This is a genomic window from Amycolatopsis sp. cmx-11-32, from assembly GCF_047608695.1.
Taxonomy (GTDB): domain Bacteria; phylum Actinomycetota; class Actinomycetes; order Mycobacteriales; family Pseudonocardiaceae; genus Amycolatopsis.
Window position 1 is genome coordinate 197,802 of record NZ_JADNQN010000013.1, and the last position, 24,922, is coordinate 222,723.

Annotated in this window: 21 protein-coding genes; 9 read left to right on the plus strand and 12 right to left on the minus strand. The window is 68.6% G+C overall.

What is annotated here, in order from left to right:
- Nucleotides 1-3 precede the first annotated feature (3 nt).
- The 3 genes from kdpB to kdpF are packed head-to-tail and all read right to left on the minus strand — an operon-like array spanning nt 4 to nt 3,865.
- A complete protein-coding gene (gene kdpB, locus ACM6LR_RS31825) occupies nt 4-2,097 on the minus strand; it encodes a potassium-transporting ATPase subunit KdpB (RefSeq protein WP_414945103.1) in 2,094 nt (697 codons plus the stop codon).
- Nucleotides 2,094-3,764 (minus strand): potassium-transporting ATPase subunit KdpA, encoded by a 1,671-nt coding sequence (gene kdpA / locus ACM6LR_RS31830; RefSeq protein ID WP_414945104.1) that lies wholly within the window; start codon nt 3,762-3,764, stop codon nt 2,094-2,096. Before kdpA ends, kdpB begins: the two co-directional genes overlap by 4 nt.
- On the minus strand, nt 3,764-3,865 hold the full coding sequence (kdpF, locus tag ACM6LR_RS31835; RefSeq protein ID WP_007031325.1) for a K(+)-transporting ATPase subunit F: 102 nt from the start codon (nt 3,863-3,865) through the stop codon (nt 3,764-3,766). Before kdpF ends, kdpA begins: the two co-directional genes overlap by 1 nt.
- Nucleotides 3,866-4,209: 344 nt before the next feature.
- Here kdpF and asnB point away from each other — a divergent pair, with 344 nt between their 5' ends.
- A complete protein-coding gene (asnB, locus tag ACM6LR_RS31840; RefSeq protein ID WP_414945105.1) occupies nt 4,210-6,042 on the plus strand; it encodes an asparagine synthase (glutamine-hydrolyzing) in 1,833 nt (610 codons plus the stop codon).
- A 20-nt stretch (nt 6,043-6,062) separates the two neighbouring features.
- Here asnB and ACM6LR_RS31845 read toward each other — a convergent pair whose 3' ends face one another.
- From ACM6LR_RS31845 to ACM6LR_RS31860, 4 genes are read right to left on the minus strand one after another with little or no spacing between them, the layout of a single operon-like run.
- Entirely contained in the window at nt 6,063-6,983 is a 921-nt protein-coding gene (locus ACM6LR_RS31845) for an ABC transporter permease (protein ID WP_414945106.1), read from the minus strand.
- Between the two features lie 14 nt (nt 6,984-6,997).
- Entirely contained in the window at nt 6,998-7,795 is a 798-nt protein-coding gene (locus tag ACM6LR_RS31850) for an ABC transporter permease (RefSeq protein ID WP_414940896.1), read from the minus strand.
- 9 nt (nt 7,796-7,804) lie between these two features.
- Nucleotides 7,805-8,668, minus strand: a complete 864-nt coding sequence (locus tag ACM6LR_RS31855) for an ABC transporter ATP-binding protein (protein ID WP_414940897.1) — start codon at nt 8,666-8,668, stop codon at nt 7,805-7,807.
- On the minus strand, nt 8,665-9,060 hold the full coding sequence (locus ACM6LR_RS31860) for a GntR family transcriptional regulator (RefSeq protein WP_414940898.1): 396 nt from the start codon (nt 9,058-9,060) through the stop codon (nt 8,665-8,667). The genes ACM6LR_RS31855 and ACM6LR_RS31860 overlap by 4 nt, the downstream gene beginning before the upstream one ends.
- A 468-nt stretch (nt 9,061-9,528) precedes the next feature.
- On the opposite strand from ACM6LR_RS31860, the gene ACM6LR_RS31865 reads away from it, so the two are divergent.
- The gene (locus ACM6LR_RS31865; RefSeq protein ID WP_414945107.1) at nt 9,529-12,510 is read left to right on the plus strand and encodes a BTAD domain-containing putative transcriptional regulator; all 2,982 of its coding nucleotides are present in this window, start codon (nt 9,529-9,531) and stop codon (nt 12,508-12,510) included.
- Here ACM6LR_RS31865 and ACM6LR_RS31870 read toward each other — a convergent pair.
- The 3 genes from ACM6LR_RS31870 to ACM6LR_RS31880 all read right to left on the minus strand — a co-directional run bounded on the left by ACM6LR_RS31870 (nt 12,507) and on the right by ACM6LR_RS31880 (nt 15,544).
- On the minus strand, nt 12,507-12,992 hold the full coding sequence (locus ACM6LR_RS31870; protein ID WP_414940900.1) for a hypothetical protein: 486 nt from the start codon (nt 12,990-12,992) through the stop codon (nt 12,507-12,509). The genes ACM6LR_RS31865 and ACM6LR_RS31870 overlap by 4 nt on opposite strands.
- Nucleotides 12,993-13,529: 537 nt before the next feature.
- Nucleotides 13,530-14,531: a Gfo/Idh/MocA family oxidoreductase gene (locus tag ACM6LR_RS31875; protein ID WP_414940901.1), complete on the minus strand. Its 1,002-nt coding sequence runs from the start codon at nt 14,529-14,531 to the stop codon at nt 13,530-13,532.
- On the minus strand, nt 14,528-15,544 hold the full coding sequence (locus ACM6LR_RS31880) for a LacI family DNA-binding transcriptional regulator (RefSeq protein ID WP_414940902.1): 1,017 nt from the start codon (nt 15,542-15,544) through the stop codon (nt 14,528-14,530). The genes ACM6LR_RS31875 and ACM6LR_RS31880 overlap by 4 nt, the downstream gene beginning before the upstream one ends.
- Before the next feature lie 106 nt (nt 15,545-15,650).
- Here ACM6LR_RS31880 and ACM6LR_RS31885 point away from each other — a divergent pair, with 106 nt between their 5' ends.
- From ACM6LR_RS31885 to iolD, 7 genes are read left to right on the plus strand one after another with little or no spacing between them, the layout of a single operon-like run.
- Nucleotides 15,651-16,541 carry a sugar phosphate isomerase/epimerase family protein gene (locus ACM6LR_RS31885; RefSeq protein ID WP_414940903.1) on the plus strand — a complete coding sequence of 297 codons (891 nt, stop codon included), beginning with the start codon at nt 15,651-15,653 and terminating at the stop codon, nt 16,539-16,541.
- 24 nt (nt 16,542-16,565) lie between these two features.
- Complete coding sequence (locus ACM6LR_RS31890; protein WP_414945108.1) at nt 16,566-17,555, plus strand: substrate-binding domain-containing protein; 990 nt, start codon at nt 16,566-16,568, stop codon at nt 17,553-17,555.
- Nucleotides 17,552-18,586, plus strand: coding sequence for an ABC transporter permease (locus ACM6LR_RS31895; protein WP_414940905.1), 1,035 nt, complete (start codon nt 17,552-17,554; stop codon nt 18,584-18,586). The genes ACM6LR_RS31890 and ACM6LR_RS31895 overlap by 4 nt, the downstream gene beginning before the upstream one ends.
- The gene (locus ACM6LR_RS31900) at nt 18,583-19,368 is read left to right on the plus strand and encodes an ATP-binding cassette domain-containing protein (RefSeq protein WP_414945109.1); all 786 of its coding nucleotides are present in this window, start codon (nt 18,583-18,585) and stop codon (nt 19,366-19,368) included. Before ACM6LR_RS31895 ends, ACM6LR_RS31900 begins: the two co-directional genes overlap by 4 nt.
- A complete protein-coding gene (gene iolC, locus ACM6LR_RS31905) occupies nt 19,365-20,297 on the plus strand; it encodes a 5-dehydro-2-deoxygluconokinase (protein WP_414945110.1) in 933 nt (310 codons plus the stop codon). Before ACM6LR_RS31900 ends, iolC begins: the two co-directional genes overlap by 4 nt.
- On the plus strand, nt 20,294-21,184 hold the full coding sequence (gene iolB, locus ACM6LR_RS31910) for a 5-deoxy-glucuronate isomerase (RefSeq protein ID WP_414945111.1): 891 nt from the start codon (nt 20,294-20,296) through the stop codon (nt 21,182-21,184). Before iolC ends, iolB begins: the two co-directional genes overlap by 4 nt.
- On the plus strand, nt 21,181-23,061 hold the full coding sequence (gene iolD / locus ACM6LR_RS31915) for a 3D-(3,5/4)-trihydroxycyclohexane-1,2-dione acylhydrolase (decyclizing) (RefSeq protein ID WP_414945112.1): 1,881 nt from the start codon (nt 21,181-21,183) through the stop codon (nt 23,059-23,061). Before iolB ends, iolD begins: the two co-directional genes overlap by 4 nt.
- A gap of 122 nt (nt 23,062-23,183) precedes the next feature.
- Here iolD and ACM6LR_RS31920 read toward each other — a convergent pair whose 3' ends face one another.
- Complete coding sequence (locus ACM6LR_RS31920) at nt 23,184-24,242, minus strand: NAD(P)-binding domain-containing protein (protein WP_414945113.1); 1,059 nt, start codon at nt 24,240-24,242, stop codon at nt 23,184-23,186.
- A 27-nt stretch (nt 24,243-24,269) separates the two neighbouring features.
- Nucleotides 24,270-24,911 (minus strand): SRPBCC family protein, encoded by a 642-nt coding sequence (locus ACM6LR_RS31925; protein ID WP_414940911.1) that lies wholly within the window; start codon nt 24,909-24,911, stop codon nt 24,270-24,272.
- Between the last annotated feature and the right edge of the window lie 11 nt (nt 24,912-24,922).

Below are 24,922 nucleotides of genomic sequence, written 5' to 3' on the forward strand. Positions count from 1 at the left end.
GGATTACCCGATTCCAGGGATGAGACGGACGAGCAGGTCGATCAGCCAGATCCCGAGGAAGGGGCTGACGATGCCACCGAGGCCGTAGACCAGCAAGTTCCGGCGCAGCAGCGCCGAAGCCGAGGACGGCTTGTACCGGACGCCGCGCAGGGCGAGCGGGATCAGCCCGACGATGATCAGGGCGTTGAAGATGACCGCCGACAGGATCGCCGACTTCGGCGTCGCCAGTTGCATGATGTTGAGCGCGCCGAGCTGGGCGAAGATACCGGTGAACATCGCGGGCAGGATCGCGAAGTACTTCGCGAGGTCGTTGGCGACGCTGAACGTGGTCAGCGCGCCGCGGGTGATCAGCAGCTGCTTGCCGATCTCCACGATCTCGATCAGCTTCGTCGGGTCGGAGTCGAGGTCCACCATGTTCCCCGCCTCCTTGGCGGCGGAGGTCCCGGTGTTCATCGCGACACCGACGTCGGACTGCGCCAGCGCGGGGGCGTCGTTGGTGCCGTCACCGGTCATCGCGACCAGCCGCCCGCCTTCCTGCTCCTTCTTGATCAGCGCCATCTTGTCTTCGGGCTTGGCCTCGGCGAGGTAGTCGTCGACACCCGCGTCCCGCGCGATCGCCTTGGCCGTCAACGGGTTGTCCCCGGTGATCATGACGGTCTTGATACCCATCGCGCGGAGCTGGACGAACCGCTCCTTCATCCCGGGTTTGACCACATCGGACAGCCGGATCACACCACGTACGAACGCTTTCGCGCCGTCGTACTCCGCGACCACCAGCGGGGTCCCGCCCTCCCGGCTGATCTCGTCGACGACGCGTTCGGTCTCGTCCGGCATGTCGCCGCCGCGTTCGCGGACCCACGTCCGCACCGACCCGGCCGCGCCTTTACGGACCTGGCGTTCACCGATGTCGATGCCGCTCATCCGCGTCTGCGCGGTGAACTCGACGAAGTCCGCGAGCTTTTCGTCGTCGGACGCCGTCTCCGCGAGGCCGTGCTCACGGACGGCGAGCTCGACGATGCTGCGGCCTTCCGGTGTGCCGTCGGCGAGGCTGGAAAGCCTCGCCGTCTTGGCGATGTCGTCCACAGTGGATGTTCCGACCGGGATCAGCTCGGTGGCCTTGCGGTTGCCGAAGGTGATCGTGCCCGTCTTGTCCAGCAGCAAGGTCGAGACGTCGCCGGCGGCCTCCACCGCGCGGCCGCTCGTCGCGAGCACGTTGCGCTGCACCAGCCGGTCCATCCCGGCGATACCGATCGCGGACAGCAACGCGCCGATCGTCGTCGGGATCAGGCAGACCACCAACGCGGTCAGCACGATCACGGACTGCTGGCTGCCGGAGTAGCCGGCCATCGGCTGCAGCGCCACGACGGCGAGCAGGAAGATGATCGTCAGCGTCGAGAGCAGGATGGTCAGCGCGATCTCGTTCGGCGTCTTCTGCCGGGAAGCGCCTTCCACCAAGGCGATCATGCGGTCCACAAAGGACTCGCCGGGTTTGGTGGTGATCTTCACGACGACCCGGTCCGAAAGCACCGTGGTCCCGCCGGTGACCGCGCACCGGTCACCGCCCGATTCGCGGATGACCGGGGCCGACTCACCGGTGATGGCCGATTCGTCGACGGTGGCGATGCCCTCGACGACGTCGCCGTCACCAGGGATGACCTGTCCGGCCTCGACCACCACGAGGTCGCCGACACGCAGGTCGACACCCGGCACGTTCTCCTCGTCGCCGTCCTCGGTGAGACGGCGGGCGATGGTCTCCTTCTTGCTGCGGCGCAGGGTTTCCGCCTGCGCCTTGCCCCGGCCTTCCGCGACGGCCTCGGCGAGGTTCGCGAACAGGACGGTGAACCACAGCCAGATCGCGATGAGGATGGTGAACACGCTCGGGTCGGTGACGGCGAACACCGTCGTCAGCGCCGAGCCCACCCACACCACGAACATGACCGGGTTGGCCAGCTGGTGCTTGGGGTTCAGCTTCCGCAGCGCCTCCGGCAGCGACGTCAGCAGCTGACGCGGGCTGAAGATCCCGGCACCGACACGGCCGGTGTTCTCGACGTGATGCTGGGAAGTCTCCTCGGGAGTACGTTCCTGAGTCATGGTCATGCGAGTGCCTCTGCGATGGGCCCGAGCGCAAGCGCCGGGATGAAGGTGAGGGCCGCGACGAGCACGATCGTGCCGGCGAGCATCGCGGCGAAGAGCGGTCCGGTGGTGGGCAGCGTGCCGGCGGTCTCCGGAACCTTCCGTTGCGAGGCAAGGGATCCGGCCAGGCACAGGACGGCGATGATCGGGATGAACCGGCCGAGCAGCATCGCCACCGACAACGAGGACTGGAACCAGTCGCTGGTCACCGTCAGGCCGCCGAACGCGCTGCCGTTGTTGTTGCCCGCCGACGCGTAGGCGTAGAGGACCTCGGAGAGGCCGTGCGCACCCGAGTTGGTCATCGCGGCCGGGGTGTCGGCCAACATGAGCGCGATGCCGGACCCGAGCAGCACCACTGTCGGCATCGCGAGCATTGAGATCGCCGCGCAGGTGACCTCGCGTTTGCCGAGTTTCTTCCCCAGGTATTCGGGTGTCCGGCCGACCATCAGCCCGGCGAGGAACATCGCGATCACGGCCATCACCAGGATGCCGTAGAGACCGGTGCCCACCCCGCCCGGCGAGATCTCGCCCAGCAGCATGTTGAGCAGCGCGCCACCGCCGCCGAGCCCGCTGTAGCTGTCGTGCGCGCCGTTGACCGCGCCGGTCGACGTGCCGGTGGTGGCGTTGGCGAACAGCGAACTCAGGCCGATGCCGAAGCGCTGTTCCTTGCCCTCCAGGTTCGCCCCGGCGGCCAGCGACGCCGGACCGCTCGCGTGGGCTTCGGACAGCCAGGTCACGGTGAGCATCGTGGTGAACAGCCCGGCCATCACCGAAAGCAGGACATAGCCCTGCCGCGTGTTGCCGACGAGCTTGCCGAAGGTCCGCGTGAGCGAGACCGGGATGACCAGGATCAGGAAGATCTCGATCAGATTGGTCCACGCGTTGGGGTTCTCGAACGGATGGGCGGAGTTGGCGTTGAAGATGCCACCGCCGTTGGTGCCGAGTTCCTTGATGGCTTCCTGACTCGCGGCGGGTGCCAGCGCGATCTTTCCGGTGCTACCGTCGGGATTGAGGACGTCGACGCCGCTCTTGAGGCTCTGGACGACGCCGAGCGCGATCAGTGCGATCGCGGCCACGAACGCGATCGGCAGCAGGATCCGGACCGTGCCACGGGTCAGGTCCACCCAGAAGTTGCCGAGACGGTCGGTCTTCGCGCGGACGAACCCGCGGACCACCGCGACGGCGACCGAAAGACCCACGGCCGCGGACAGGAAGTTCTGCACGGTCAGGCCGGCCATCTGCACGAAGTGACCCATGGTCGCTTCGGGGCTGTAGGACTGCCAGTTCGTGTTGGTCACGAAGCTGACGGCGGTGTTGAAGGCGACCGCCGGCGAGACCGGTTCCTTGCCGAGGCTCCACGGCAGGATCGCCTGGAGCCGCTGAAGCAGGTACAGAAGGACGACGGAGACGAACGAGAAGCCGATCACGGCGGACGCGTAGGTCTTCCAGTGCTGTTCCGATCCGGGGTTCACCCGGAACAGGCGGTACAGGCCGCGTTCGGCCTTGGTGTGCTTCTCCGTAGCGGAGACAGAGAAGACGCGCGCCATGTAGTCGCCGAGTGGCCGGTAGACCACCGCGAGCGCGACGAGAAGGAGGCCGGCCTGCAAGAGGCCGGCCATCGTGTCTGACATCAGAATTTCTCCGGCCTGACCAGTGCGATGAACAAATAGACGATCAGCCCCAGCGCCAGCAGTCCGCCGACGACGTTGGCCACGGCTCCCGTGCCGGTCACAGCTTCTCCAGACCACGAAGGGTCAGGGCGAGAACCACGAATACGCCGATCAGGAGCACGGCGTAGAGCAAGTCGGCCACTAGGCACCTCTCAGGACAGGTCACCCCATCGGTGACCAGGACTCCGCAACAGTGCGCCGCGTGGAGCCGTCCGCGACCTCGGCCTGACGGCCTCTTGATGCCCCGATCGGGTGCCTTTACGACTTCTTGATGCCCGGTGACTTGTCCCACAGACAGTCACGCAGCGGGGACGGAGCGTGCAATTCGGGCAGACAAGCCATCCGAATCGTGTTACACCAGTGTTACAGATAGTTGTATGCGCTAACTAATCAACGGGAGGTAGCGATGTGCGGAATCGCAGGCTGGGTCTCCTTCGATACGGATCTGACGCAGCGCGGGGAAATCGTCGACGCGATGACCGAGACCATGGCGTGCCGCGGTCCTGACGACTCGGGCACCTGGATCCGGCCGGACGTGGCGCTGGGCCACCGCCGTCTCGCGATCATCGATTTGCCGGGCGGCGGGCAGCCGATGGCCGAAGCCGGGCTGGCGGCCATGGTCTACAGCGGTGAGGCGTACAACTTCACCGAGCTGCGTGAAGAACTTTCCCAGCGGGGCCACAAATTCGAGACCGACAGCGACACCGAGGTCGTGCTCCACGGCTACCTGGAGTGGGGCGACGAGGTCGTCGATCACCTCAACGGGATGTACGCTTTCGCGATCTGGGACGAGCGTGGCGAGAAGCTCGTGATGATCCGCGACCGCATGGGCATCAAACCGTTCTACTACTACCCGACCTCCGACGGCGTCCTGTTCGGTTCCGAGCCGAAGGCGATCCTCGCCAACCCCTTGGCGCGCAAGGTGGTCGACTCCGACGGTCTGCGCGAGCTGATGTCGATGACCAAGACTCCGGGCTGGTCACTGTGGAAGGGCATGCACGAGGTCGGGCCGGGCACGATCGTCACCGTCGACCGCTCCGGGATCCGCACGCGGACGTACTGGAAGCTGGAAGCGAAGCAGCACACGGACGACCAGGAGACCACGGTCGAGCGGGTCCGCGAGCTGATGACCGACATCGTGCACCGTCAGCTGATCGCCGACGTGCCCCGCTGCGTCCTCCTGTCCGGCGGGCTCGATTCCAGCGCCGTCACGGGTCTCGCCGCGACGCGGCTGGCCGAGCAGGGCGAGCGGCTGCGCACGTTCTCGGTCGATTTCCTCGGCCAGGAAGAGCACTTCACGCCGGACGAGGTGCGGGACACCCCGGACTCGCCCTTCATCCGCGACGTCGCGGACCTGGTCGGTTCCGACCACAAGGACGTCATGCTCAACCCGGCCGAGCTCAGCGACCCGGAGGTGCGCCGCAAGGTGCTGACCGCGCGGGACATCCCCGCCGGGCTCGGCGACATGGACACCTCGCTGTACCTGCTGTTCAAGGCGATCCGCGCGGAATCCACGGTGGCGCTGTCCGGCGAGTCGGCCGACGAGGTGTTCGGTGGATACCGCTGGTTCCACGACGAAGGCGCGGTGAACTCGGGGACGTTCCCCTGGCTCGCGTTCCGCATGGGGCTGACGAGTGAACGGGGCGCCCTGCTGCGCCAGGACGTCCGAAACAAGCTGGATCTGCCCGGCTACATCGCCGACCAGTACAGCACCGCCGTCGCCCAGGTCGAGTACCTCGACGGCGAAAACGAGCAGGAACGGAAGATGCGGACGGTCTGCAACCTCCACCTAGGCCGCTTCGTGCGGATGCTGCTGGACCGCAAGGACCGGGCGTCGATGGCCGTCGGACTCGAGGTGCGGGTGCCGTTCTGCGACCACCGTCTCGTCGAGTACGTCTACAACACGCCGTGGTCGCTGAAGACGTTCGACGGCAGGGAAAAGAGCCTGCTGCGGCACGCCACGAAGCACGTGCTGCCCGCTTCGGTGCGTGACCGGGTCAAGAGCCCGTATCCGTCCACTCAGGACCCCGGCTACGCGGCGGCGTTGCAACAGCAGGCCAAGGAAGCCCTGACCGAACGGGACAACCCGGTGTTCTCACTGGTGGACCGTGACTGGCTGCACCGGGTGTCCGAAGTGGACCCGGTCACGATGTCCTCGGCCCAGCGCACCGGGATCGACCGGGCGCTGGACCTCTACCACTGGTTCGACCTGTACCAGCCCGAACTGCAGCTGGACTGAGGTTTCGGTCCGCCGTCGTCTCAGCGACGGCGGCGGACCGTTCCCCCTACCGCGACACCCCCGAGTACCGCGGTAGCGGCGAGCAGGATGCCCGCCTCGGTCCATTGGAAGCGCCAGAACCGGCCGACGGGCTGGTAGACGGTGAAGTCCTGATAGCCCGCCGCCAGAGCGCACACGCTCTTCCCCAGCCCCAGTGGGCAGCCGGGGACCTCGTCCAGCGAACTCATTTCGCGGCCGTCCGGCGCGACCCTGCCCATGTTGACGATCAGAGCCCCCTTCGCGGCCGGATCCGGGCCGGTCGTGCGCACCGGCTCGGCGTAATGCGGCCTCAGGACGAGCAAGACGATCGAAGCCGCGACGAACACCGCGACCGTGATCGCGATGGCGGGCAGGGTCTTGCGCACCAGCACCCCGGCCGCCGTCCCGAGGGTGAAGGCGAACAGCCACCAAGCGGCGGGCGCGATCCCGACCGCGCCGAAGTAGGACGTCTCGGCGAAGGTCTCCGCCTTGCCGGGGAACATTTCCAGCCACCTGCCGAATATCTGCCCCGACGCGAGTCCTGCCAGCATCGCGTATCCGGCGAGGACGCCGAACTTGACGGCCAGCCAGTGCCCGCGGCCGACCGACTGCGTCCACGCGAGCTGATGGGTGTTGCGCTCGTACTCCCTGGCGAGCAGCGGCGCGCCCCAGAAGACGCCGGCCAGCAAGGGAACGAACGGCACCATCGCGATCAGCGGGTAGATCTTCTGGTAGAGGTTCTCCAGTCCCGCGTCGTACTCACGGCACGGGGTGCCGCCTCCGTGACAGTACAAAGAGGTCTCGCCGTTCGCGGCGTCCGTGGCGAACTGCCCGGACAAGAGTAAGACGCCGCCGAGCACGGCAAGGAATCCCAAAGTGACCAGCAGCTGCGCGCGGTGCTGCCGCCAGGTGAGCCAGAGCAAGAACGAATCCCTTTCTAGGAGCGGCGTCGGACGGCGAAGGCCGCGACGACGGCTAACAGCAGCGTGACGCCGCCCAGGATCGCCGCCTCGGTCCATTGGAAGCGCCAATACCAGTCCGACGGCAGGATCTTGAGCGCGGTGACCTCGCCGGTGGCGTCCCGGACCTCGGCCAGCACCCGGCCTCCCGGGCCGTCACGACCGAAGTCCAAGGCGACGACTTCCGGTTCGGCGTAGAGGTCGCGGAAGTTGGACACACCGATCATCAGACCGACGATCACCGCGATGGTGACGGCGATGGCCGGGAGGGTCTTGCGGATGAGCGCACCCGCGGCCGTGCCGAGCACGAACCCGAAGAGCCACCACACGCCGGGCGCGACACCGGTCATTGCGAACAGGACGGGGTTGTCGAAGCGACTAATGAACGCGGTGTCGCCGCGATCGGTCGGGAAGACCTCCACCCAGCGCTGCATCATCGTGCCGAACGCGAGACCGCCGAGCGTGGCGAGGACGGCGAGGAACCCCAGTTTCACGCCGAGCCACCGGAAGCGCGAGATCGACTGGGTCCAAGCGAGTCTCGTGGTGCCCCGTTCGTACTCGGCCGCGACCAGCGGCGCGCCCCAGAAGACGCCGATCGCCACCGGGAGGACCTGCAACCAGGAGAGGTAGGTGTACAGACTCTCGAAGAGCTTCGCCGGGTCGGTGCTCGTCGACGCGGCGTTTCCGTTGACAAACAACAGGATTCCGACAGCGATGAGCAGTGCCGCCGTGATCAGCAGCTGCATGCGGTGCTGGCGGTAGGTGAGCCAGAACATCGTTCCCCCTTACGCCGAAGCCAGTGTCGGACGCGGCAGGCTCGCGGACTCGGGCCGCCGCAGGTAAGCGAGCACCAGCTCCTCCAGGTTCGCCGGCCGCTCTGTCCACTGTGGACCCAGCGGAATCGGTTCGGTACGGGCGAAGACGGTCGCCTGCCTTCCGGCCCGGGCTTCGTCCACGACCGCGACGCGCTTGGCCAGTGCGTCGGCCTCCTCCGCGGGTCCGGAAAGGATCCGGTGCCCGGCGACGAGTTCGTCGATGTCGCCGCTGACCTGGACACGGCCTCCGTTGAGGACGATCAGCCAGTCGCAGGTGTTCTCCAGATCGGAGACGACGTGGGAGGAGAGCAGGACGGTCATTCCGGTCTCGGCGACCGCTTCCATCAGCCCGCGCATGACTTCGTGGCGGGCCAGCGGGTCGAGGTTCGCGAGCGGCTCGTCGAGGACCAGGAGGTCCGGGCGTTTCGCGAGCGCGAGGGTGAGCGCGACCTGCGCGCGCTGTCCCCCGGACAGCTTGCCGATCTTGTACTTCAAGGGAAGCCGCAGCGAATCGATGCGGTTGAGCGCGAACTCGTCGTCCCAGCCGGGATTGAGGCGCCTGCCGAACTTGAGCATCTCGGCGATACTGAAGCCGGGGTACAACGGTTTGTCCTGCGCCAGGAACGCGGTGGTTCCCTGGATCGAGACCGAGCCGAGGGTCGCGTCGAGCAGCCCGACGGCCAGGTGCAGGAAGGTCGTCTTGCCGGCGCCGTTCGGCCCGACCAGCGCGACGACGCGTCCTTTCGGGACGGACAGTGAGCAGTCACGCAGTGCCCACTTGCGGCGGTAGCTCTTGCCGAGCCCTGTCGCCTCGATGACGGGTCTATCGGTCATGCCGTCCGCTCCCCTCGAAAGCCATCGACCACCACCGAGGTGAACAACGCCTCGACGTCTTCCTGATCCAGTCCCGATTCCCGTGCGTCGCGGACCCAGACCCCCAGGGTCTTCCGCAACCGCGTGTGCTCCGCGAACGAAGCGCCTCCGAGCGTCTTCTGCACGAAGGTGCCGAGGCCCGGCTTCCCTTCGACAAGGCCTTCGCGCTCCAGCTCGCGATAGGCCTTGAGGACGGTGTTGGGGTTGATCGCCAGCTCGGCGACCACCTCCTTCGCCGTCGGCAACCGGTCCCCCGGCTCCAGCAAACCCAGCCGGAGGGCGGTTTTGACCTGCTGGACGAGCTGGACGTACGTCGCGACGCCCGAGCCCTTGTCCAGATGGAAGGTGACCACTCGCAACACCCTTTCACTAATTAAGTAGTGAAAGGGTGTAGGACGACGTGCCTGCTTGTCAAGCCGGAAGGTGGTGCGAGTGAGCTTGACCCATCGCAAGTAGTCCTCTAGTTGCGGAAAGTCCTGGCGTGGGCGAGCTGCATCCGGCCCGCCCCAGGACGTCGCCTTGAGACGGCGAAGAGAAGAACCCCAGTCCCAGTCAAGAAGAAGCGCCAGTCCGACGACGCGGGGGAAGACGTCGAGCTGGCACTACCCCCAACCCCCACCGCCGTCAGAAGGCGGTGCCTGTGCAAGGTGAAGGTGCCCACCGTCGTACCGGAACCGAATGGGGGGTCCTGCCCGTCTTGTTGGTTGGGCACGGTTCCGGCGACGGGTCCTCGGTGGACACCCCATAAGGATCACGGCGTCCGGATGCAGGGCGCTTGCACTACGCTTGCAGGCTCTGACGACGTAGGCGGAGGTGGCCGGGTGGAGTTCCGCGTCCTCGGCGCCGTCGAGGCGTGGGCCGACGGCGGTCCGGTCGATCTCGGCTCGCCCAAACAACGGCTCGTGCTGGCGGTTCTCCTGCTGGAAGCGGGCAAGCCGGTGCCGCGTGACCGGATCATCGACCTGCTCTGGCCGGAAGCGCCGCCCGCGAGTGCCCGGAACACCGTTCAAGCGCTGGTGTCCCGGCTGCGGGCGGTGTTCCGCGGCGCGGGCGGGCCGGAGATCGTCTCCGAGGGGACCCGCTACCTGCTCAAGGTCGAGCCGCGCCAGGTCGACTTGCACCGCTTCACCGAACTCACAGCGCGAGCTCGCAGTGCCGACGACGAAACCGCGGTGGAACTCCTGGACGAGGCGCTCGGATTGTGGCGCGGCGAGGCGCTGTCCGACGTCGTGCGCGGCGAAGTCGCCCAGCGTCTCCGCGGCGGCATGAACGAGGAACGCTGGACGGCGCTGGAGGATCGCGCCGAGGCACAGTTGCGGCTCGGCCGCGGCCGTCAGGTCATCGCGGAGCTGACCGAACTGGTCGCCGCGCATCCCCTGCGGCAGCGGTTCGTCGGGCAGCTCATGGTCGCGCTGCACCGCGAAGGCCGCACCGACGACGCTCTCGAGGCTTTCCGCTCCCTGCGCGACAGGCTGGGCACCGAACTCGGCCTCGATCCCTCACCCGAGCTGCGCAAACTCGAAACCGCCATCCTCGCCGCCGACCCCGCCCTGGAGCCCGCGCCGGCGTCGGTCAAACCCGAGCCGGTCCGCCCGGCGCAGCTGCCGCACGACGTCCGGGGGTTCGCCGGGCGAGCGGCCGAGTTGGAGCGGCTCGACGAGGCGACCCGTCACGCGGCCGGAGGCACCGACATCTGGGTGATCAGCGGGACCGCCGGCGTCGGCAAGACCGCGCTCGCGGTCCGCTGGGCCCACCGCGTCCGCGACGCGTTCCCCGACGGCCAGCTCTACCTCGATCTGCGCGGCTTCGACCCCGACCACGAACCGCTCACCCCGGCGGTCGCGCTCACCCAGCTCCTCCAGGCGCTCGGCACCGCGCCCAAGGCCATCCCACCGGACACCGACACCCGCGCGGCACTCCTCCGTTCCCTCCTCGCCGACAAGCGGGTCCTCCTGGTCCTCGACAACGTGCGCGACACCGCCCAGGTGATGCCGCTGCTGCCGCCGTCCGGCACCGCCCTGGTCACCAGCCGCCAGCGGCTCGGCGATCTCATCGCCCGCACCGGCGCCCGCGCGCTCCCACTGTCCGTCCTTCCGGCCGAAGACGCGCGGCACCTGCTGGAAGCCGTGCTCGGCAGCGAAACCGTCGCCGCCGAGGCGGGCGCGGCGGCGGAGCTGGCCCGGCTGTGCGGACATCTCCCGCTCGCCCTCCGGATCGCGGCGGCCAACCTCGGTGCCAGCGGCGAACCCGAGATCGCCGAACTCGCCCGCGAGCTGGCCGGTGGCGACCCGCTGGCGGAACTCACCGTCGACGGCGCCGAGGAAAGTGCCGTGACCACGGCGTTCGGCGTCTCCTACCGGGCACTTCCCGAGGAACACCGCCTGCTGTTCCGAAGGCTCGCTCTGGTCCCGGGCCAGACGTTCACCGCCTCCGCCGCCCAGGCACTGACCGGTGCGACGCGGGGCAACCAGCTGCTCAAGGCGCTCGCGGCGGCCCACCTGGTGGAGCGCTACACCCCGGGGCGCTACCGGTTCCACGATCTACTCCGCAGTTTCGCGGCGGGCCGCACACTGTCGGAGGACACGAAGTCCGAACGCGACACCGCGGAGAGGCGGCTCTTCGAGCACTACCTGACCACCGCCGACGCGGCAGGCCGCGTCCTCATCCCGCATTTCTTGCGCCTTCCCCGCGAAGAACCGGAAGACAAACCCTTCGCCGACACCGAAGAGGCGCTGACCTGGCTGGACGCCGAGTGGCCGAACCTCGCCGCCGCGGTCGAGCACGGTGCCGAACACGGCCCGCCCGAGTTCTCCTGGCACCTCGCCGACGCGCTCCGCGCCTTCTTCCACCAGCGCGGCCACCACGCGGAGTGGATCGACACCGCGTCGACCGCGCTCAAGGCCGCCCGCCGCGGCGGCGCCGGACAAGCACAAGCGGCGATGCATCTGAGCATCGCGCTCGCCTGCGTCAACAGCGGCCGCTACGACGAAGCGCGCGAACACCTCACCAGCGCCTTGCGGGGAGACCTCCTCGACCGCTGGGACGCCGGCCGTGCCGCCGTGCTCAACAACCTGAGCGCGGTGCACCAGCGCCTCGGCGACCCGCAAGAGGCGATCCGCTGCGGGCTGGAATCCCTGCGATTGTGCGAAGAACTGAACATGCCCGCCATCTCGATGGCGTTGGCGAACCTCGGTTTCCCGTACTGGCAGACGGGTCAGCTCGACGAGGCACTCGCCAACTTCACCCGCGCGCTCGCCGTCGCCGAACGGGACGGCGCCCGGTTCAGCGTCGCGGTGCTGCTGGTCGACCTCGGCAACGTGCACCGCGATCTCGGGCTGCTCGATGAGGCCTACGACTTCTACACCCGCGCGCTCGCGGCCAACCGCGAACTCGGCTACACCTACGGCGAGGCCACGGCCCTGTCCGGCAGGGCCCTGCTCGAAAGCAGGCGTGACCCGAGTGAGCAGAACCGCGCGGACGCGCTCGAAGCCGTCGAACTCACCCGCAAGATCGGTGACCGGGGCACCGAGGCCTGGACACTCGTCGGACTCGGCGAGGTCTGCCTGCGGCTCGGCCTGCCCGAGGAAGCCGCCGAACACCACCGGCTCGCGTTGTCCATCGCGCGGACGACCAGCTTCTTCTGGTGCGAGGCCGTCGCGCGGACCGGGCTCGCGGAAACCCTGCTGGAACTGGAAAAACTCGACGAAGCCAGGACACACGGCGAGCTGGCGCTGGAACTCGCTACGCGCTCCGGCTACCGGCTCGTCGAAGAACGCGCGGAGCTGATCCTGGGCAAGCTTTAGCCGCGCGCCTTCCCGTACGACCTCACGCTGCCGGCGATCGCCGCCATACTCGCCGTCAGGACGGCGAAGATGACCGCCAGCGCGATGGCGACACCGTTGCCCTTGTCGAAGCCGAAGATCCACTTGAGCTGAGCGTCGAGGGGTGTGCCCCGCAGCAGCGGTGTCGCGAAAATCATCGCCACCGCGAAAAGCGCGCAAAGCCCGCACAGTGTCCAGGCGCCGGAAATCCTGCGGGCGAACGTGAATCCCGCCGCGACCACCAGCGCTCCGGCGCTGATGACGCCGAAGACGACGTTCTGCACCTCCACACCGGACCAATGACCGGTCGGCCCGTTGGCGTGGACGACGTTGTAGAGCACGAACCAGACGAGCATGACGACGGTGAGCAACGCCAGGGCACCGGCGATCACCGCCGCCGCGGCGTTCGCCCTCGCCCTGGGCTTCGGCAGAGGAAACCCGGGCTGCGGTGGATTCGGCTGCATCCGCACTCCTCGCGCGTTCGGCGACACGAAACGTGCCGCCCGTCATGGTCCGCGATCACCGTAGCGAAAGGGCGCCCATGGTGGTGGGGGGTGGCAGCAACTTGCCTTCGCGGCGCGGCGGCCCCGGGGCATCGCGGTCCGGTCCGTGTGAAGACCTCCTTGCCTACTCCGAAGGTAGCGAAGGAGTCCTTCACGGACTCGGAGATCGCCGACGCGCCGGCAGTCACTGGATGCGTGTGAAGCCCCCTTCATGTACTCGGCAGAAGCACGCCGATGGCACGGCGATCCGCGGTCGTGAATGGTAAGGACAGTTAGGGCTGAGGGTGTCTTGGGTACCTGCTGCGGGGCGTTGGGGGCGATGTCGCGTGACCAGCGGGACGACACGCGTGATTGGATGGACAACACGCGTGTTTAGAGGGACGACTCGCCGCGTAGCCCGGCCGCACACGTGTCGTCCAACCAATCACGCGAAACGGCCAGCCCGGCACAAGGGTCGTGAGTGGTGAGGGCGGTCAGAACTCACGAGACCAGGTTGCTTCAGACCCGTACCTCGTCCACCTGGACCGGGCGGCGTTCGCGTCGGGAGACTTCGCACGCCTCGGCGATGTAGAACGCCTCAAGCGCGTCCGCCGCACCACAGGGGCTCGCAGCGCGGCCGGCCGCGACATCGAGGAACGCCTTCAGTTCGCTGATGTACGCGGGCCGGAAACGTTCCATGAACCCGGGATAGGCCGGGCCGGGCAACGGCTGGACGCCGGGTTCCACCGAGGTCAGCGGCGCCCGATCGTCCAGGCCCACCACGGCGTTCCCGGTCGAGCCGAGCACTTCCAGCCGGACGTCGTAGCCCGCGCCGTTGTACCTGGTCAGGGAGACCACGGCCAGTGTCCCGTCGTCCAGCGTCAGCGTCGCGGCGGCGGTGTCGATGTCACCGGCGTCGACGAAGAACTGTTCCCCCTTGTTCGCTCCGACGGCGTAGACCTCGACGACCTCGCGGCCACTGACGAACCGGACGACGTCGAAGTCGTGCACCCCGCAGTCGCGGAACAGGCCGCCGGAGTGCGCGACGTACTCCGGCGGAGGCGGGGCCGGGTCCAGCGTGGTCGCGCGCAAGGTGTGCAGCCAGCCCAGTTCACCCGACGCCACGGCGGACTGGGCGGCCGCGTAGCCCGCGTCGAACCTGCGCTGGAAACCGATCTGCACCGGCACGTCCGATCCGGCGATCTTGTCGATCACCGCGAGTGTGCCGGGGATGTCGGCGGCGACCGGCTTCTCGCAGAACACCGGGACGCCCGTGTCGACGGCCCTGAGGATCAGTTCCGGATGCGCGCCCGTCGCCGCCGTGATCACCAGGCCGTCCAAAGAGGAGGCGAAGAGCGCGGAAATGTCCGCCGCCGCTTCGACGCCGAGTTCGGCCGCGGCCGCCTGGGCGCGTCCGGCGTCCACGTCGGCGACGACCACGGACGAAACCTCGTCGAAGCTCTTCAAGGTCTTGGCGTGCGAAGTGCCGATCCGGCCGGTGCCGGCGAGTCCCAACCTCATCGTGGTAACCCTTTCTCGAGCTCGGTGGTGGTCGAACGGACCACCAGCGACGGGTGCAGCAGATGCCGGACCGGTTCGGCGCGTTCGCCCCGGACCCGTTCGAGCAGTGCTTCGACGGCCAGCCGTCCCATTTCCGTACGCGGCTGGTCCACAGTGGTCAGTGAGAGGTGGCGCAGCGCGGCCAGCGACGTGTTGTCGTAGCCGACCACGGAAACGTCCTCGGGAACCCGCAGGCCTGCCTCCTCCAGCGCGGAGATCGCGCCGACGGCGTTGAAGTCGTTGCCCGCCAGCAAAGCCGTCGGAAGGTTCGCCCTCGCGTGGTCACCGAGCAGCTCGTGGACGGCCTTCTCCCCGGCGGTGTCGGTGTGTTCGCTGCGCACGATGATCGGGTGCAGGCGGTGACGCCGCATGGCCTGCTGATAGCCACGGCGCCGGGCGGCCGCACCGGCCGCGAGCCCACCGTCGAGATGAGCGATCCGCCTGTGCCCCAAGGAGACCAAGTGCTCGACGGCGAGCGCGGCCCCCGCCTCGCCGTCGTCGTTCACCGTGTCCACCCCAGGCGCACGCGAGGTGCGCGACACCAGGACGACGGGACATCGCGTGGCCGCCTCCTCGATCGCCGACGCCGGCACCACCGGCGACAGCAGGATCACCCCGGCGGGCCGGAAGGACAGCAGACTCCGCAGGGCCGCCCGTTCGCGCGCGGGACTGCGGCCGCCGGTGTTGAGGATCAAGTGGAATCCGGCCGCTTCGGCCGCCGCGTCGAGACCTTCGACGACGTCGGCGAAGAACGCGTTGCGGAGATCGGAGACCATCACGCCGAGGACGGTCGACGTCCGGCTGGCCAGCGACCTGGCCATCGCGTGCGGCTCGTAGCCCAGTTCGTGCGCCGCGCACAGCACCCGAGTCCGGCGCTCGTCGGACACGTTCGGCGCGTTCCGCATCACCAAGGACACGAGCGCGCGGGACACCCCCGCCTTCGCGGCGACGTCCTCCATCGTCGGTCGTGTCATTTTTCCGAGCCTCCCCCTGCCCTTGACTTTGCTGTGACGAACGCTACAAGATTAGAGCGCTCTAATCAATAGAGCGCTCCAATCCGATCCCTCCCGGAGGCCGCCGATGACATCCCGGATCCGAATCGCCGCCGCCCCGATCTCTTGGGGCGTGTGCGAAGTCCCCGGCTGGGGCCAGGTGCTCGACGCGGCGACCGTACTGGGCGAAATGGCGGAACTGGGGGTGCGCGCGACCGAACTCGGCCCTCCCGGTTACCTGCCGCGCGAACCGGCCGCGCTGCGTGAACTGCTCGGCGGGTACGGACTCGATCTGGTCGGCGGCTTCCTCGCGGTCGTGCTGCACGAGAACCAGAAGGCCGCGCTCGCCGAAGCGGAGGAATCCGCGGCGTTGTTCGCCGCGTGCGGCGGCGAAATGCTCGTGCTGGCCGCCGCGACCGGGCTCGACGGCTACGACGACCGGCCCGAGCTGAGCGACGCCAAATGGGCGACGCTGATCGAAACCTCTGGTGAGATCAGGGAAATCGCCTCCCGGCACGGTCTTCGCACCGTACTGCACCCGCATGTCGGGACGCATGCGGAAACGGAGGAAGAGGTCGAGCGTGTCCTCGCCGATTCCGATCTCCCGCTCTGTCTGGACACCGGGCATCTACTGATCGGCGGCACCGATCCGGTCGCGCTGGCCAAGCGCTACCCCGAACGGATCGGCCACCTGCACCTCAAGGACGTACGCGGCGAAATCGCCGAAGACGTCCGTGCCGGCAGGCTTCCCTACGCCGAAGCGGTAGGCAAAGGTTTGTACGTCCCGCTCGGCGACGGGGACGTCGACATCGAGTCGATGGTCAGGTTCGTCCACGAGGCGGGCTACGACGGGTGGTACGTGCTGGAACAGGACACCGCGCTGGGTGAGCGGAGCCCGGAGTGTCTGCCGAAGCGGGACGTGGCCAGGAGCCTGGCCCATCTCGACGGAATCGTCAGCCGGCTCCCGGCTGCCAGGTAACGGAAGAAGCGAGGAGAGACGACGATGTCCCATCGCTTTAAGGCGGCTTGGGTGATCGCAGCAGGGCTAGTGCTCCTGTCCGCGTGCACCGGGCCGAAGGCCGAGGAGAAACCGGCCGAGGGCGCGGGTCCGGCGACGACGACGCAGCCCAGCGGGCCGTTGCGGGTCGCGGTCATTTCGCACGGCACGGCGGGCGACGCGTTCTGGAACGTGGTCAAGAACGGCGCCGAGGAAGCGGGCAGGCAGCTCGGCGTGCAGGTCGAGTACAACTCCGACGGGGATCCCGGTAACCAGGCCAAACTGGTCGACAACGCGGTCGCCCAGCAGGTCGGCGGGCTGGTGGTGTCCATGGCGAACCCCGAGGCGCTCAAGACCTCGATCGAGAACGCGGTCCGTGCGGGGATCCCGGTCATCACCATAAACTCCGGTGAGGACAAGAGCGCGGGCTACGGCGCACTCACCCACGTCGGGCAGAACGAGACCATCGCGGGCGAGGAGGCCGGGAAGAAGTTCAAGGAACTCGGCAAGAAGAAGCTGCTCTGTGTGGTCCACGAAGCAGGCAACGTCGGGCAGGCGCAGCGCTGCGACGGCACCAAAACCGGGTTTTCGGGCGACGTGCAGACCCTGCAGGTGGACATCAGCAACCCCACCGACGCCGAGTCCCGGATCAGGGGCGCGGTGCAGACCGACTCCTCCCTCGACGCCGTCCTGACCCTGAATTCGCAGGTCGCCGCGCGAGCGGTGAGCGCGATCAAGGCGGTGGGCTCGACGGCGCAGGTCGGCACGTTCGACCTCAACACCGACGTGGTCGGCGCGATCAAGGCGGGTGACGTGGTCTTCGCGGTCGATCAGCAGCAGTACGAGCAGGGCTATCTCCCAGTGCAGTTCCTCGAGCTCTACCGGGACAACGCGAACGTCGTCGGCGGCGGGAAACCGGTGCTCACCGGGCCCGACCTGGTCGACAAATCCACTGTGGACACCGTCGGCCAGTACGTGCAAAGGGGCACGCGATGACAACCACCACCCTCGACGAACGGGTCGCGAAACCGCGGCTGCTCGACCGGATGGTCGTCCGGCCCGAGATCGGCGCGCTCCTGGGCGCCGTCGTCGTCTTCCTCTTCTTCACCGTCGTCACCGACCAGTTCTTCAGCGGCAGCGGGGTGGCGACCTGGCTGGACGACGCCTCGACCCTCGGCATCATGGCGGTCGCGGTGTCCCTGCTGATGATCGGCGGCGAGTTCGACCTCTCGGCCGGGGTGATGACGGCGTCCACCGCGCTCGTCACCGCGACACTGGCGACGCAGGCTGGCTGGAACGTCTGGCTCGCGCTGTTCGCGTCGCTGGTCTTCGCCCTAGCGGTCGGCGCGTTCAACGGCTGGCTGGTGATGCGCACCGGATTGCCCAGCTTCATCGTCACGCTGGGCACATTCCTGGCGCTGCAAGGGCTGAACCTCGGCGTGACGCGGCTGGTCACCGGCACCGTGCAGGTCTCCGGGATGCGCTCGACCGACGGCTACGAGTCCGCCGGCTTCGTCTTCGCGTCCACGGTGGACGTCAGCGGGACGGCGTTCCAGATCTCCATCGTCTGGTGGATCGGGTTCGCCGCGCTGGCGGCCTGGCTGCTGGTCCGGACCCGGTTCGGCAACTGGATCTTCGCCGTCGGCGGCAACGCGCTGAGTTCGCGCGCGGTCGGGGTTCCGGTGGTGCGCACCAAGATCATGCTGTTCATGACCACCGCGCTCGCCGCGTGGCTGGTCGGCTCGATCAACATCCTGCGGTTCGCGAGCGTCCAGGCGAACCAGGGCATCGGACTGGAGTTCCAGTACATCATCGCGGCCGTGATCGGCGGCTGCCTGCTCACCGGCGGGTTCGGTTCGGCGATCGGCGCCGCGATCGGGGCGCTGATCTTCGGCATGGCGCGGCAGGGCATCGTGTTCGCCCGCTGGGACAGCGACTGGTTCATGCTGTTCCTCGGCGTGATGCTGCTGTCCGCGGTCGGAGTCAACAACGCCTTCCGGCGGCGCGCGGAAAGGGTCCGGCGATGACGCAGCTCCTCGAGGTAAAAGCCGTCGGCAAGACCTACGGCAGTGTGATCGCGCTGCGCGACGTGTCCACGGTGGTCAACGCGGGCGAGGTGACCTGCGTACTCGGCGACAACGGCGCCGGGAAGTCCACCTTGATCAAGATCCTGGCCGGAGTGCACCAGCACGACCGAGGCGAGTTCCTGGTCGAGGACGAGCCGGTCAAGTTCGCCTCGCCACGGGAAGCGCTCGATCGCGGCATCGCGACGGTGTACCAGGACCTGGCGATCGTGCCGCTGATGAGCGTGTGGCGGAACTTCTTCCTCGGCTCCGAACCGACGGTCGGTTTCGGCCCGTTCCGGGCGCTGGACCGGAAGAAGGGCCGCGAGACGACCAAGAAGGCGTTGTCCGACATGGGCATCGACCTGCGTGACGTCGAGCAGCCGGTCGGCACGCTGTCCGGTGGCGAGCGGCAGTGCGTCGCCATCGCACGGGCGGTGCACTTCGGCGCGAAGGTGCTGATCCTCGACGAGCCGACAGCGGCGCTGGGCGTGAAACAGGCCGGTGTCGTGCTCAAGTACGTCGCGCAGGCACGTGATCGCGGGCTCGGCGTCGTGCTCATCACGCACAACCCACACCACGCGTACCCGGTGGCCGACCGGTTCCTCCTGCTCAAGCGGGGCGCGCCGCTCGGCACCTACGAGAAGTCCGAGATCGACCTGGCCGAACTGACCCGGCAGATGGCGGGCGGTGCGGAACTGGAAGCCCTCGAACACGAGTTGCGACAGGTGGAGTCCCCTTCATGACCGCTCTCGAAGCACTGACCGTCGGCCGGGTCGGGGTGGACCTCTACCCCGAGCAGAGCGGCGTACCGCTGGCCGGGGTCAGCACCTTCGCCAAGTCGCTCGGCGGGACCGCGACCAACGTCGCGGTCGCCGCCGCGCGGCTCGGCCGCTCGACCTCGGTACTGACGAAGGTCGGTCCGGACGGCTTCGGCGACTACGTGCGGCAGGCGCTGCGAGAGTTCGGCGTCTCTCCCGGCCACGTCGGGACCTCGTCGGGGCTGCAGACGCCAGTGGTGTTCTGCGCGCTGAACCCGCCCGCGGATCCTCCGCTGCTGTTCTATCGGTCCCCCATCGCCCCGGACCTGACCCTCACCGAAACCGAGGTGCCCTGGGACGTCGTGGAAACGGTCCCGCTGCTGTGGGTCACCGGAACCGGGGTGTCCGTCGAACCGGCGCGCGGCACCCAGCGCAAGATGCTGGAGCGGCGCGGACGGCGCTCGCATACCGTGCTGGACCTCGACTTCCGGCCGATGTTCTGGCCCGACACCGATACCGCGCGCGAAGAGATCGGCTGGATGCTCGACCACGTCACGGTCGCCGTGGGCAACCGCACCGAGGCGGAGGTCGCCGTCGGCACCGCGGATCCCGACGAGGCCGCGTCCCGGATGCTGGCCAGGGGCGTCGAACTGGCGGTGATCAAGAAGGGTGCCGAGGGCGTTCTGGTGGCCACCGCCGAAGGACGCTGGACCGTGCCGCCGCAGCGGGTCGAGGTCGTCTGCGGGCTCGGCGCCGGAGACGGCTTCGGCGGCGCGCTGATCCACGGTCTGCTGTCCGGCTGGGATCCGGTGCGCATCGCCACCTACGCCAACGCGGCGGGCGCGCTCGTCGCGTCCCGGCTGGCCTGCGCCGACGCCATGCCCACCGCCGACGAGATCGAGGAGTTGCTGTGAGCAAGCTGCACCGTCCACTCGGGACGCTTTCGGACGAGCGGGATCCGGTCCGGCTCACCCCGGACTCGGCGGGCTGGACCTATAGTGGCCTGCGGGTTCTCTCGCTGGCCGCCGGTGAGACCAGGGTCGTGCGCACCGGAGAGTACGAGGCGTTCGTCCTCCCTCTGTCCGGCGCGTGCACGGTCCGGGTCGACGGACAGGTCTTCGAGCTCGCGGGGCGGGACTCCGTGTTCACCCGGGTCACGGACTTCGCCTACGTCCCGCGCGATGCCGAAGTCGAGTTGTCGACAACGGACGGCATCGACGTCGCGCTGCCGATGGCGCGCTGCGTCCGCCGTCTCGAACCGCGTTACGGACCGGCGGAGAACGTGCCGGTGGAGGTACGCGGAGCGGGGCAGGCGACAAGACAGGTCACCAACTTCGGTGTGCCGGGGGTCTGGGACCACGCGGACAAGCTGAACGCGTGCGAGCTGATCACCCCGGGCGGCAACTGGTCGTCCTACCCGCCGCACAAGCACGACGAGGCGTCCGAATGCGAGGTCGTCAACGAGGAGATCTACTACTTCCGCGTCGCCGGACGTGACGGTGTGACGCCGTCACGAGAAGGGTTCGGTCTCCATCGGACGTACACTTCGGACGGTGAGCTGGATGAGGACGTCGCGGTCCGGGACGGCGACGTCTTCCTGATCCCGCGCGGCTATCACGGCCCTTGTGTCGCCGCGCCGGGTTATCCGATGTACTACCTGAACGTGCTGGCAGGGCCCGCCGAAGAGCGGTCGATGGTCTTCTGCGACGACCCGGCGCACAGCTGGGTCCGTGCGACGTGGAATGACCAGGAACTCGATCCGCGCTGCCCGGTCACCAGCCACGAAGGGCGAGTGTCATGAAACTGACCACGGCACAGGCTCTCGTGCGCTGGCTGCTCGCGCAGCGGTCGGAAGCCCTGGACGGGCGGGAGGTCCCGTTGTTCCCCGGGGTGTTCGCGATCTTCGGGCACGGCAACGTCCTGGGTCTCGGTACCGCGCTGGAAGAGCATCGCGACGCTCTGTGGAAGGACCCCTCCACGGGAAAGAGTGTGTCGGCGTTGCCCCTGTGGCGCGGGCAGACCGAGCAGGGCATGGCGCTCGCGGCGGTCGGTTACGCGAAGGCGACGCATCGGCGCCAGGTCGGCGTGGTGACGTCGTCGATCGGGCCCGGCGCGCTGAACATGGTCACCGCGGCCGGGGTCGCGCACGCCAACCGGCTGCCGGTGCTGCTGCTCCCCGGTGACACCTTCACCAGTCGCGCGCCGGATCCGGTGCTGCAACAGGTGGAGCATTTCGGCGACCCGACGGCCACGGTCAACGACGCTTTCCGCGCCGTGAGCCGGTATTTCGACCGGATCACCCGGCCCGAGCAGCTGCTCTCGACCTTGCCGCAGGTCGCCAGGGTGCTGACCGATCCGGCGGACGCGGGCCCGGTGACGCTGGCACTGCCCCAGGACGTCCAGGTGGAGACCTACGACTTCCCGGACGCGCTGTTCGCACCGGTGACCCATCGTCCACCGCGTCCTCGGCCCGATCGCCGGGCGCTGACCGAAGCGGCGGGCGCGCTGCGAGCGGCGAAGAAACCGTTACTGGTCCTCGGCGGCGGTGTCCGTTACTCCGGCGCCGGTGAGCGCGCGCTGGCTTTCGCCGAGCGTCACGGCATCCCGGTCACCGAAACCACGGCCGGGCGAACGCTGGTCCCGCACGGTCATCCACTGCACGCGGGCCCGCTGGGCGTCACCGGCTCGACCTCCGCGAACGTCCTTGCCGCCGAGGCCGACGTCGTACTGGCCGTCGGTACCCGTCTACAGGACTTCACCACGGCGTCCTGGACGATCTTCTCGCCCGGCGTCCGGCTGATCACCCTGAACGCCGCGCGGTTCGACGCGGTCAAACACGGCGCGCTGGCCGTCGTGGGCGACGCCGACGCGGGCCTCACCGATCTGGCAGCTCAGCTGGAAAGCTGGCGCGTCGATCCTTTGTGGACAGATCGCGCGGCGGCGGAACGTGGCCGGTGGGACGCGCACATCGACGCACTGCGCGCCGCTTCCGGCGAGGTGCCGACCTATGCCCAGGTCGTCGGCGCGGTCAACGATCTCTCCGAGCCGCGGGACTACGTGATGACCGCGTCCGGCGGGATGCCCGGCGAGCTGATCGGCGGCTGGCGCGGAGCGGGGCCGGTCGGCATGGACGTCGAGTACGGGTTCTCGTGCATGGGGTACGAACTCGCGGGTGCGTGGGGTGCGGCGATGGCCCACACCGAGGGCCTGGTCACCACGATGCTCGGCGATGGCTCGTACCTGATGCTGAACTCGGAACTGTTCTCGGCCGCCTTCGCCGGGCATCCCTTCGTGGCGGTGGTCTGCGACAACGACGGCTACGCGGTGATCGCCCGCCTTCAGGAGGGCCAGGGCGGCAAGCCGTTCAACAACTTCCTCGCCGACTGCCGGAGCGCGCACGAGTCGCCGCCTCGGGTCGACTTCGCGCGGCATGCGGAATCGCTGGGATGCGCCGTGTTCACGGCGTCCACTGTGGACGACGTGCGGGCGGCTTACGCGAAGGCACGGGAAGCCGCCGTGGCCGGACGACGACCGGCGGTGGTCGTCGTCCGGACCCAGCCGAACTCGTGGACCGAGGCCGGCGCGTGGTGGGAGGTCGGCGTTCCGGAGCACCTCTCTGGGCGTGACGGTATAGAGAGCGGGAAAGTGCGGCAGGTGCGCTACTTGAATTGCAACTAGAGGACTACTTGCGGTCGAAGCTGGCGAAGTAACCGGCCGCCATGTCCTCGTCACCGTGCCACCCCGGGGCAACCCGTTCGACGTCCGGAAACCCACCGGGCTGGCCGGGATCCTCGACGACCTCAGCGTCCGAGCAGGCGCCGGATCTCGGTGACAGCAGAGCGGCCCGCGCGGTTCGCGCCGACGGTGCTGGCGGACGGGCCGTAGCCGACCAGGTGCAGGCGCGGTTCGGCGACGACCCGGGTGCCGTCCATCCGGATCCCGCCGCCCGGCCCGCGCGGGCGCAGCGGCGCGAGGTGGTCGATGGCGGCACGGAAACCGGTGGCCCAGAGGATGATGTCGGCGGGCTCGACGGTGCCGTCCGCCCACACCACGCCATCCGGGGTGATTCGTTCGAACATCGGGTGCCGGTCGAGGATCCCCGCGTCCAGCCCCGCCCGGACCTCGGGTGTCACCGCCAGATCGGTCACGCTGACGACGCTCTTCGGTGGCAGGCCCTCCCGGACCCGCCTGTCGACCTTGGCGACGACCTCACGGCCCCAGTCCTCGCTGAACGGCTCGTCACGCCAGACCGGCGGGCGCCGGGTCACCCAACGCGTCGAGTGTGCGAAGGGCGCGATCTCCAGCAGCAGCTGGACGGCCGACGCGCCACCGCCGACCACGACGACGCGCTTGCCGCGGAAGGCGCCGACGCCGGTGTAGTCGGCGGTGTGCACCTGGCGGCCGCGGAAGGTCTCCTGCCCCGGGTAGTACGGCCAGAACGGCCGGTCCCAGGTGCCGGTCGCGCTGATCACCGCACGGGCGGCCCACGTTTCCGTCGCACTCGCGACGACCAGCCGATCGTCCTCGCCGCGCACCGACAAGACGTCGACGGGACGATGGACCGGAAGGTCATAGGCGCGCTCGTAGCGACCGAAGTACTCGGAAACGGCCTCAGCGGCGGGCCGGTCCGGGCCCGGGGTGCCGAAGGACATCCCGGGGAGGTCGTAGACGCCGTGGACCTTCTCCATCACCAGCGAAGGCCAGCGGTACTGCCACGCGCCGCCCGGCCGCTTGCCGTGGTCGAGCACGACGAAGCCCGCCTCGTTCGCGAACCCCGCGCGGCGCAGGTGGTACGCCGCCGACAGCCCTGCCTGGCCCGCCCCGATCACCGCCACGTCGACTTCGTGATCCGCCTTCATAACGGGTTCAACGGTGACCGGCCCGCACTATTTCGCGTGGTGGGTCACAGCCCGCACGATCGCGACGATCACGAGCACCCCGGCGAGGGCGACCAGCGCCGGCGCCACCCGGTTGACCACCGACTCACCCGCGTACTCCATGAGGTCGATCGCCTCGCCCTCCGCCACCGGCTTCACCGCTTTCAACGGCGGACGCGCCGGGGTTTCGGGCTTCGCGGGTTCGGCCTTCGTGGCGAGTTTGCCGGACAAGCAGTCCGCGAACGAGTCGAGGATCTTGCCGCCGACTTCGGAGATCATCCCGCGTCCGAACTGCGCCGGTTTGCCGGTGACCGCCAGTTCCGTGACCACGGTGCCGTGGGTGACGCCGTCCTTCTCGGTGAGGGTGAGGGTCACCGTCGCCGACGCCGTTCCCGCGCCACGGACGTCCTTGCCGGACGCCTTGATCACCACTTTCCTGGCGTCCGCGTCCTTTGCGACGAAATGGCCTGCTCCTTTGTAAAGCAGGGAGATCGGCCCGAGCTTGACCTTCACCGTGCCCTTGAAAGCGTCCCCGTCGACCTCGGTGACGGTGGCGCCTGGCATGCACGGTGCCACTCGTTCCGGATTGACGACGGCCTTCCAGACCTCGTCGACCGGGGCGGGAACGGTGAATTCGTGGTCGAGCCGCACGGGCCGACCTC

Excerpts from the sequence above, each read along its gene's own strand:
- kdpB (WP_414945103.1), bottom strand. The coding sequence starts at position 2,097 with ATGACCATGACTCAGGAACGTACTCCCGAGGAGACTTCCCAGCATCAC.
- kdpA (WP_414945104.1), bottom strand. The coding sequence starts at position 3,764 with ATGTCAGACACGATGGCCGGCCTCTTGCAGGCCGGCCTCCTTCTCGTC.
- asnB (WP_414945105.1), top strand. The coding sequence starts at position 4,210 with ATGTGCGGAATCGCAGGCTGGGTCTCCTTCGATACGGATCTGACGCAG.
- ACM6LR_RS31850 (WP_414940896.1), bottom strand. The coding sequence starts at position 7,795 with ATGTTCTGGCTCACCTACCGCCAGCACCGCATGCAGCTGCTGATCACG.
- ACM6LR_RS31855 (WP_414940897.1), bottom strand. The coding sequence starts at position 8,668 with ATGACCGATAGACCCGTCATCGAGGCGACAGGGCTCGGCAAGAGCTAC.
- ACM6LR_RS31870 (WP_414940900.1), bottom strand. The coding sequence starts at position 12,992 with ATGCAGCCGAATCCACCGCAGCCCGGGTTTCCTCTGCCGAAGCCCAGG.
- ACM6LR_RS31875 (WP_414940901.1), bottom strand. The coding sequence starts at position 14,531 with ATGAGGTTGGGACTCGCCGGCACCGGCCGGATCGGCACTTCGCACGCC.
- ACM6LR_RS31880 (WP_414940902.1), bottom strand. The coding sequence starts at position 15,544 with ATGACACGACCGACGATGGAGGACGTCGCCGCGAAGGCGGGGGTGTCC.
- ACM6LR_RS31885 (WP_414940903.1), top strand. The coding sequence starts at position 15,651 with ATGACATCCCGGATCCGAATCGCCGCCGCCCCGATCTCTTGGGGCGTG.
- ACM6LR_RS31890 (WP_414945108.1), top strand. The coding sequence starts at position 16,566 with ATGTCCCATCGCTTTAAGGCGGCTTGGGTGATCGCAGCAGGGCTAGTG.
- ACM6LR_RS31895 (WP_414940905.1), top strand. The coding sequence starts at position 17,552 with ATGACAACCACCACCCTCGACGAACGGGTCGCGAAACCGCGGCTGCTC.
- ACM6LR_RS31900 (WP_414945109.1), top strand. The coding sequence starts at position 18,583 with ATGACGCAGCTCCTCGAGGTAAAAGCCGTCGGCAAGACCTACGGCAGT.
- iolC (WP_414945110.1), top strand. The coding sequence starts at position 19,365 with ATGACCGCTCTCGAAGCACTGACCGTCGGCCGGGTCGGGGTGGACCTC.
- iolD (WP_414945112.1), top strand. The coding sequence starts at position 21,181 with ATGAAACTGACCACGGCACAGGCTCTCGTGCGCTGGCTGCTCGCGCAG.
- ACM6LR_RS31920 (WP_414945113.1), bottom strand. The coding sequence starts at position 24,242 with ATGAAGGCGGATCACGAAGTCGACGTGGCGGTGATCGGGGCGGGCCAG.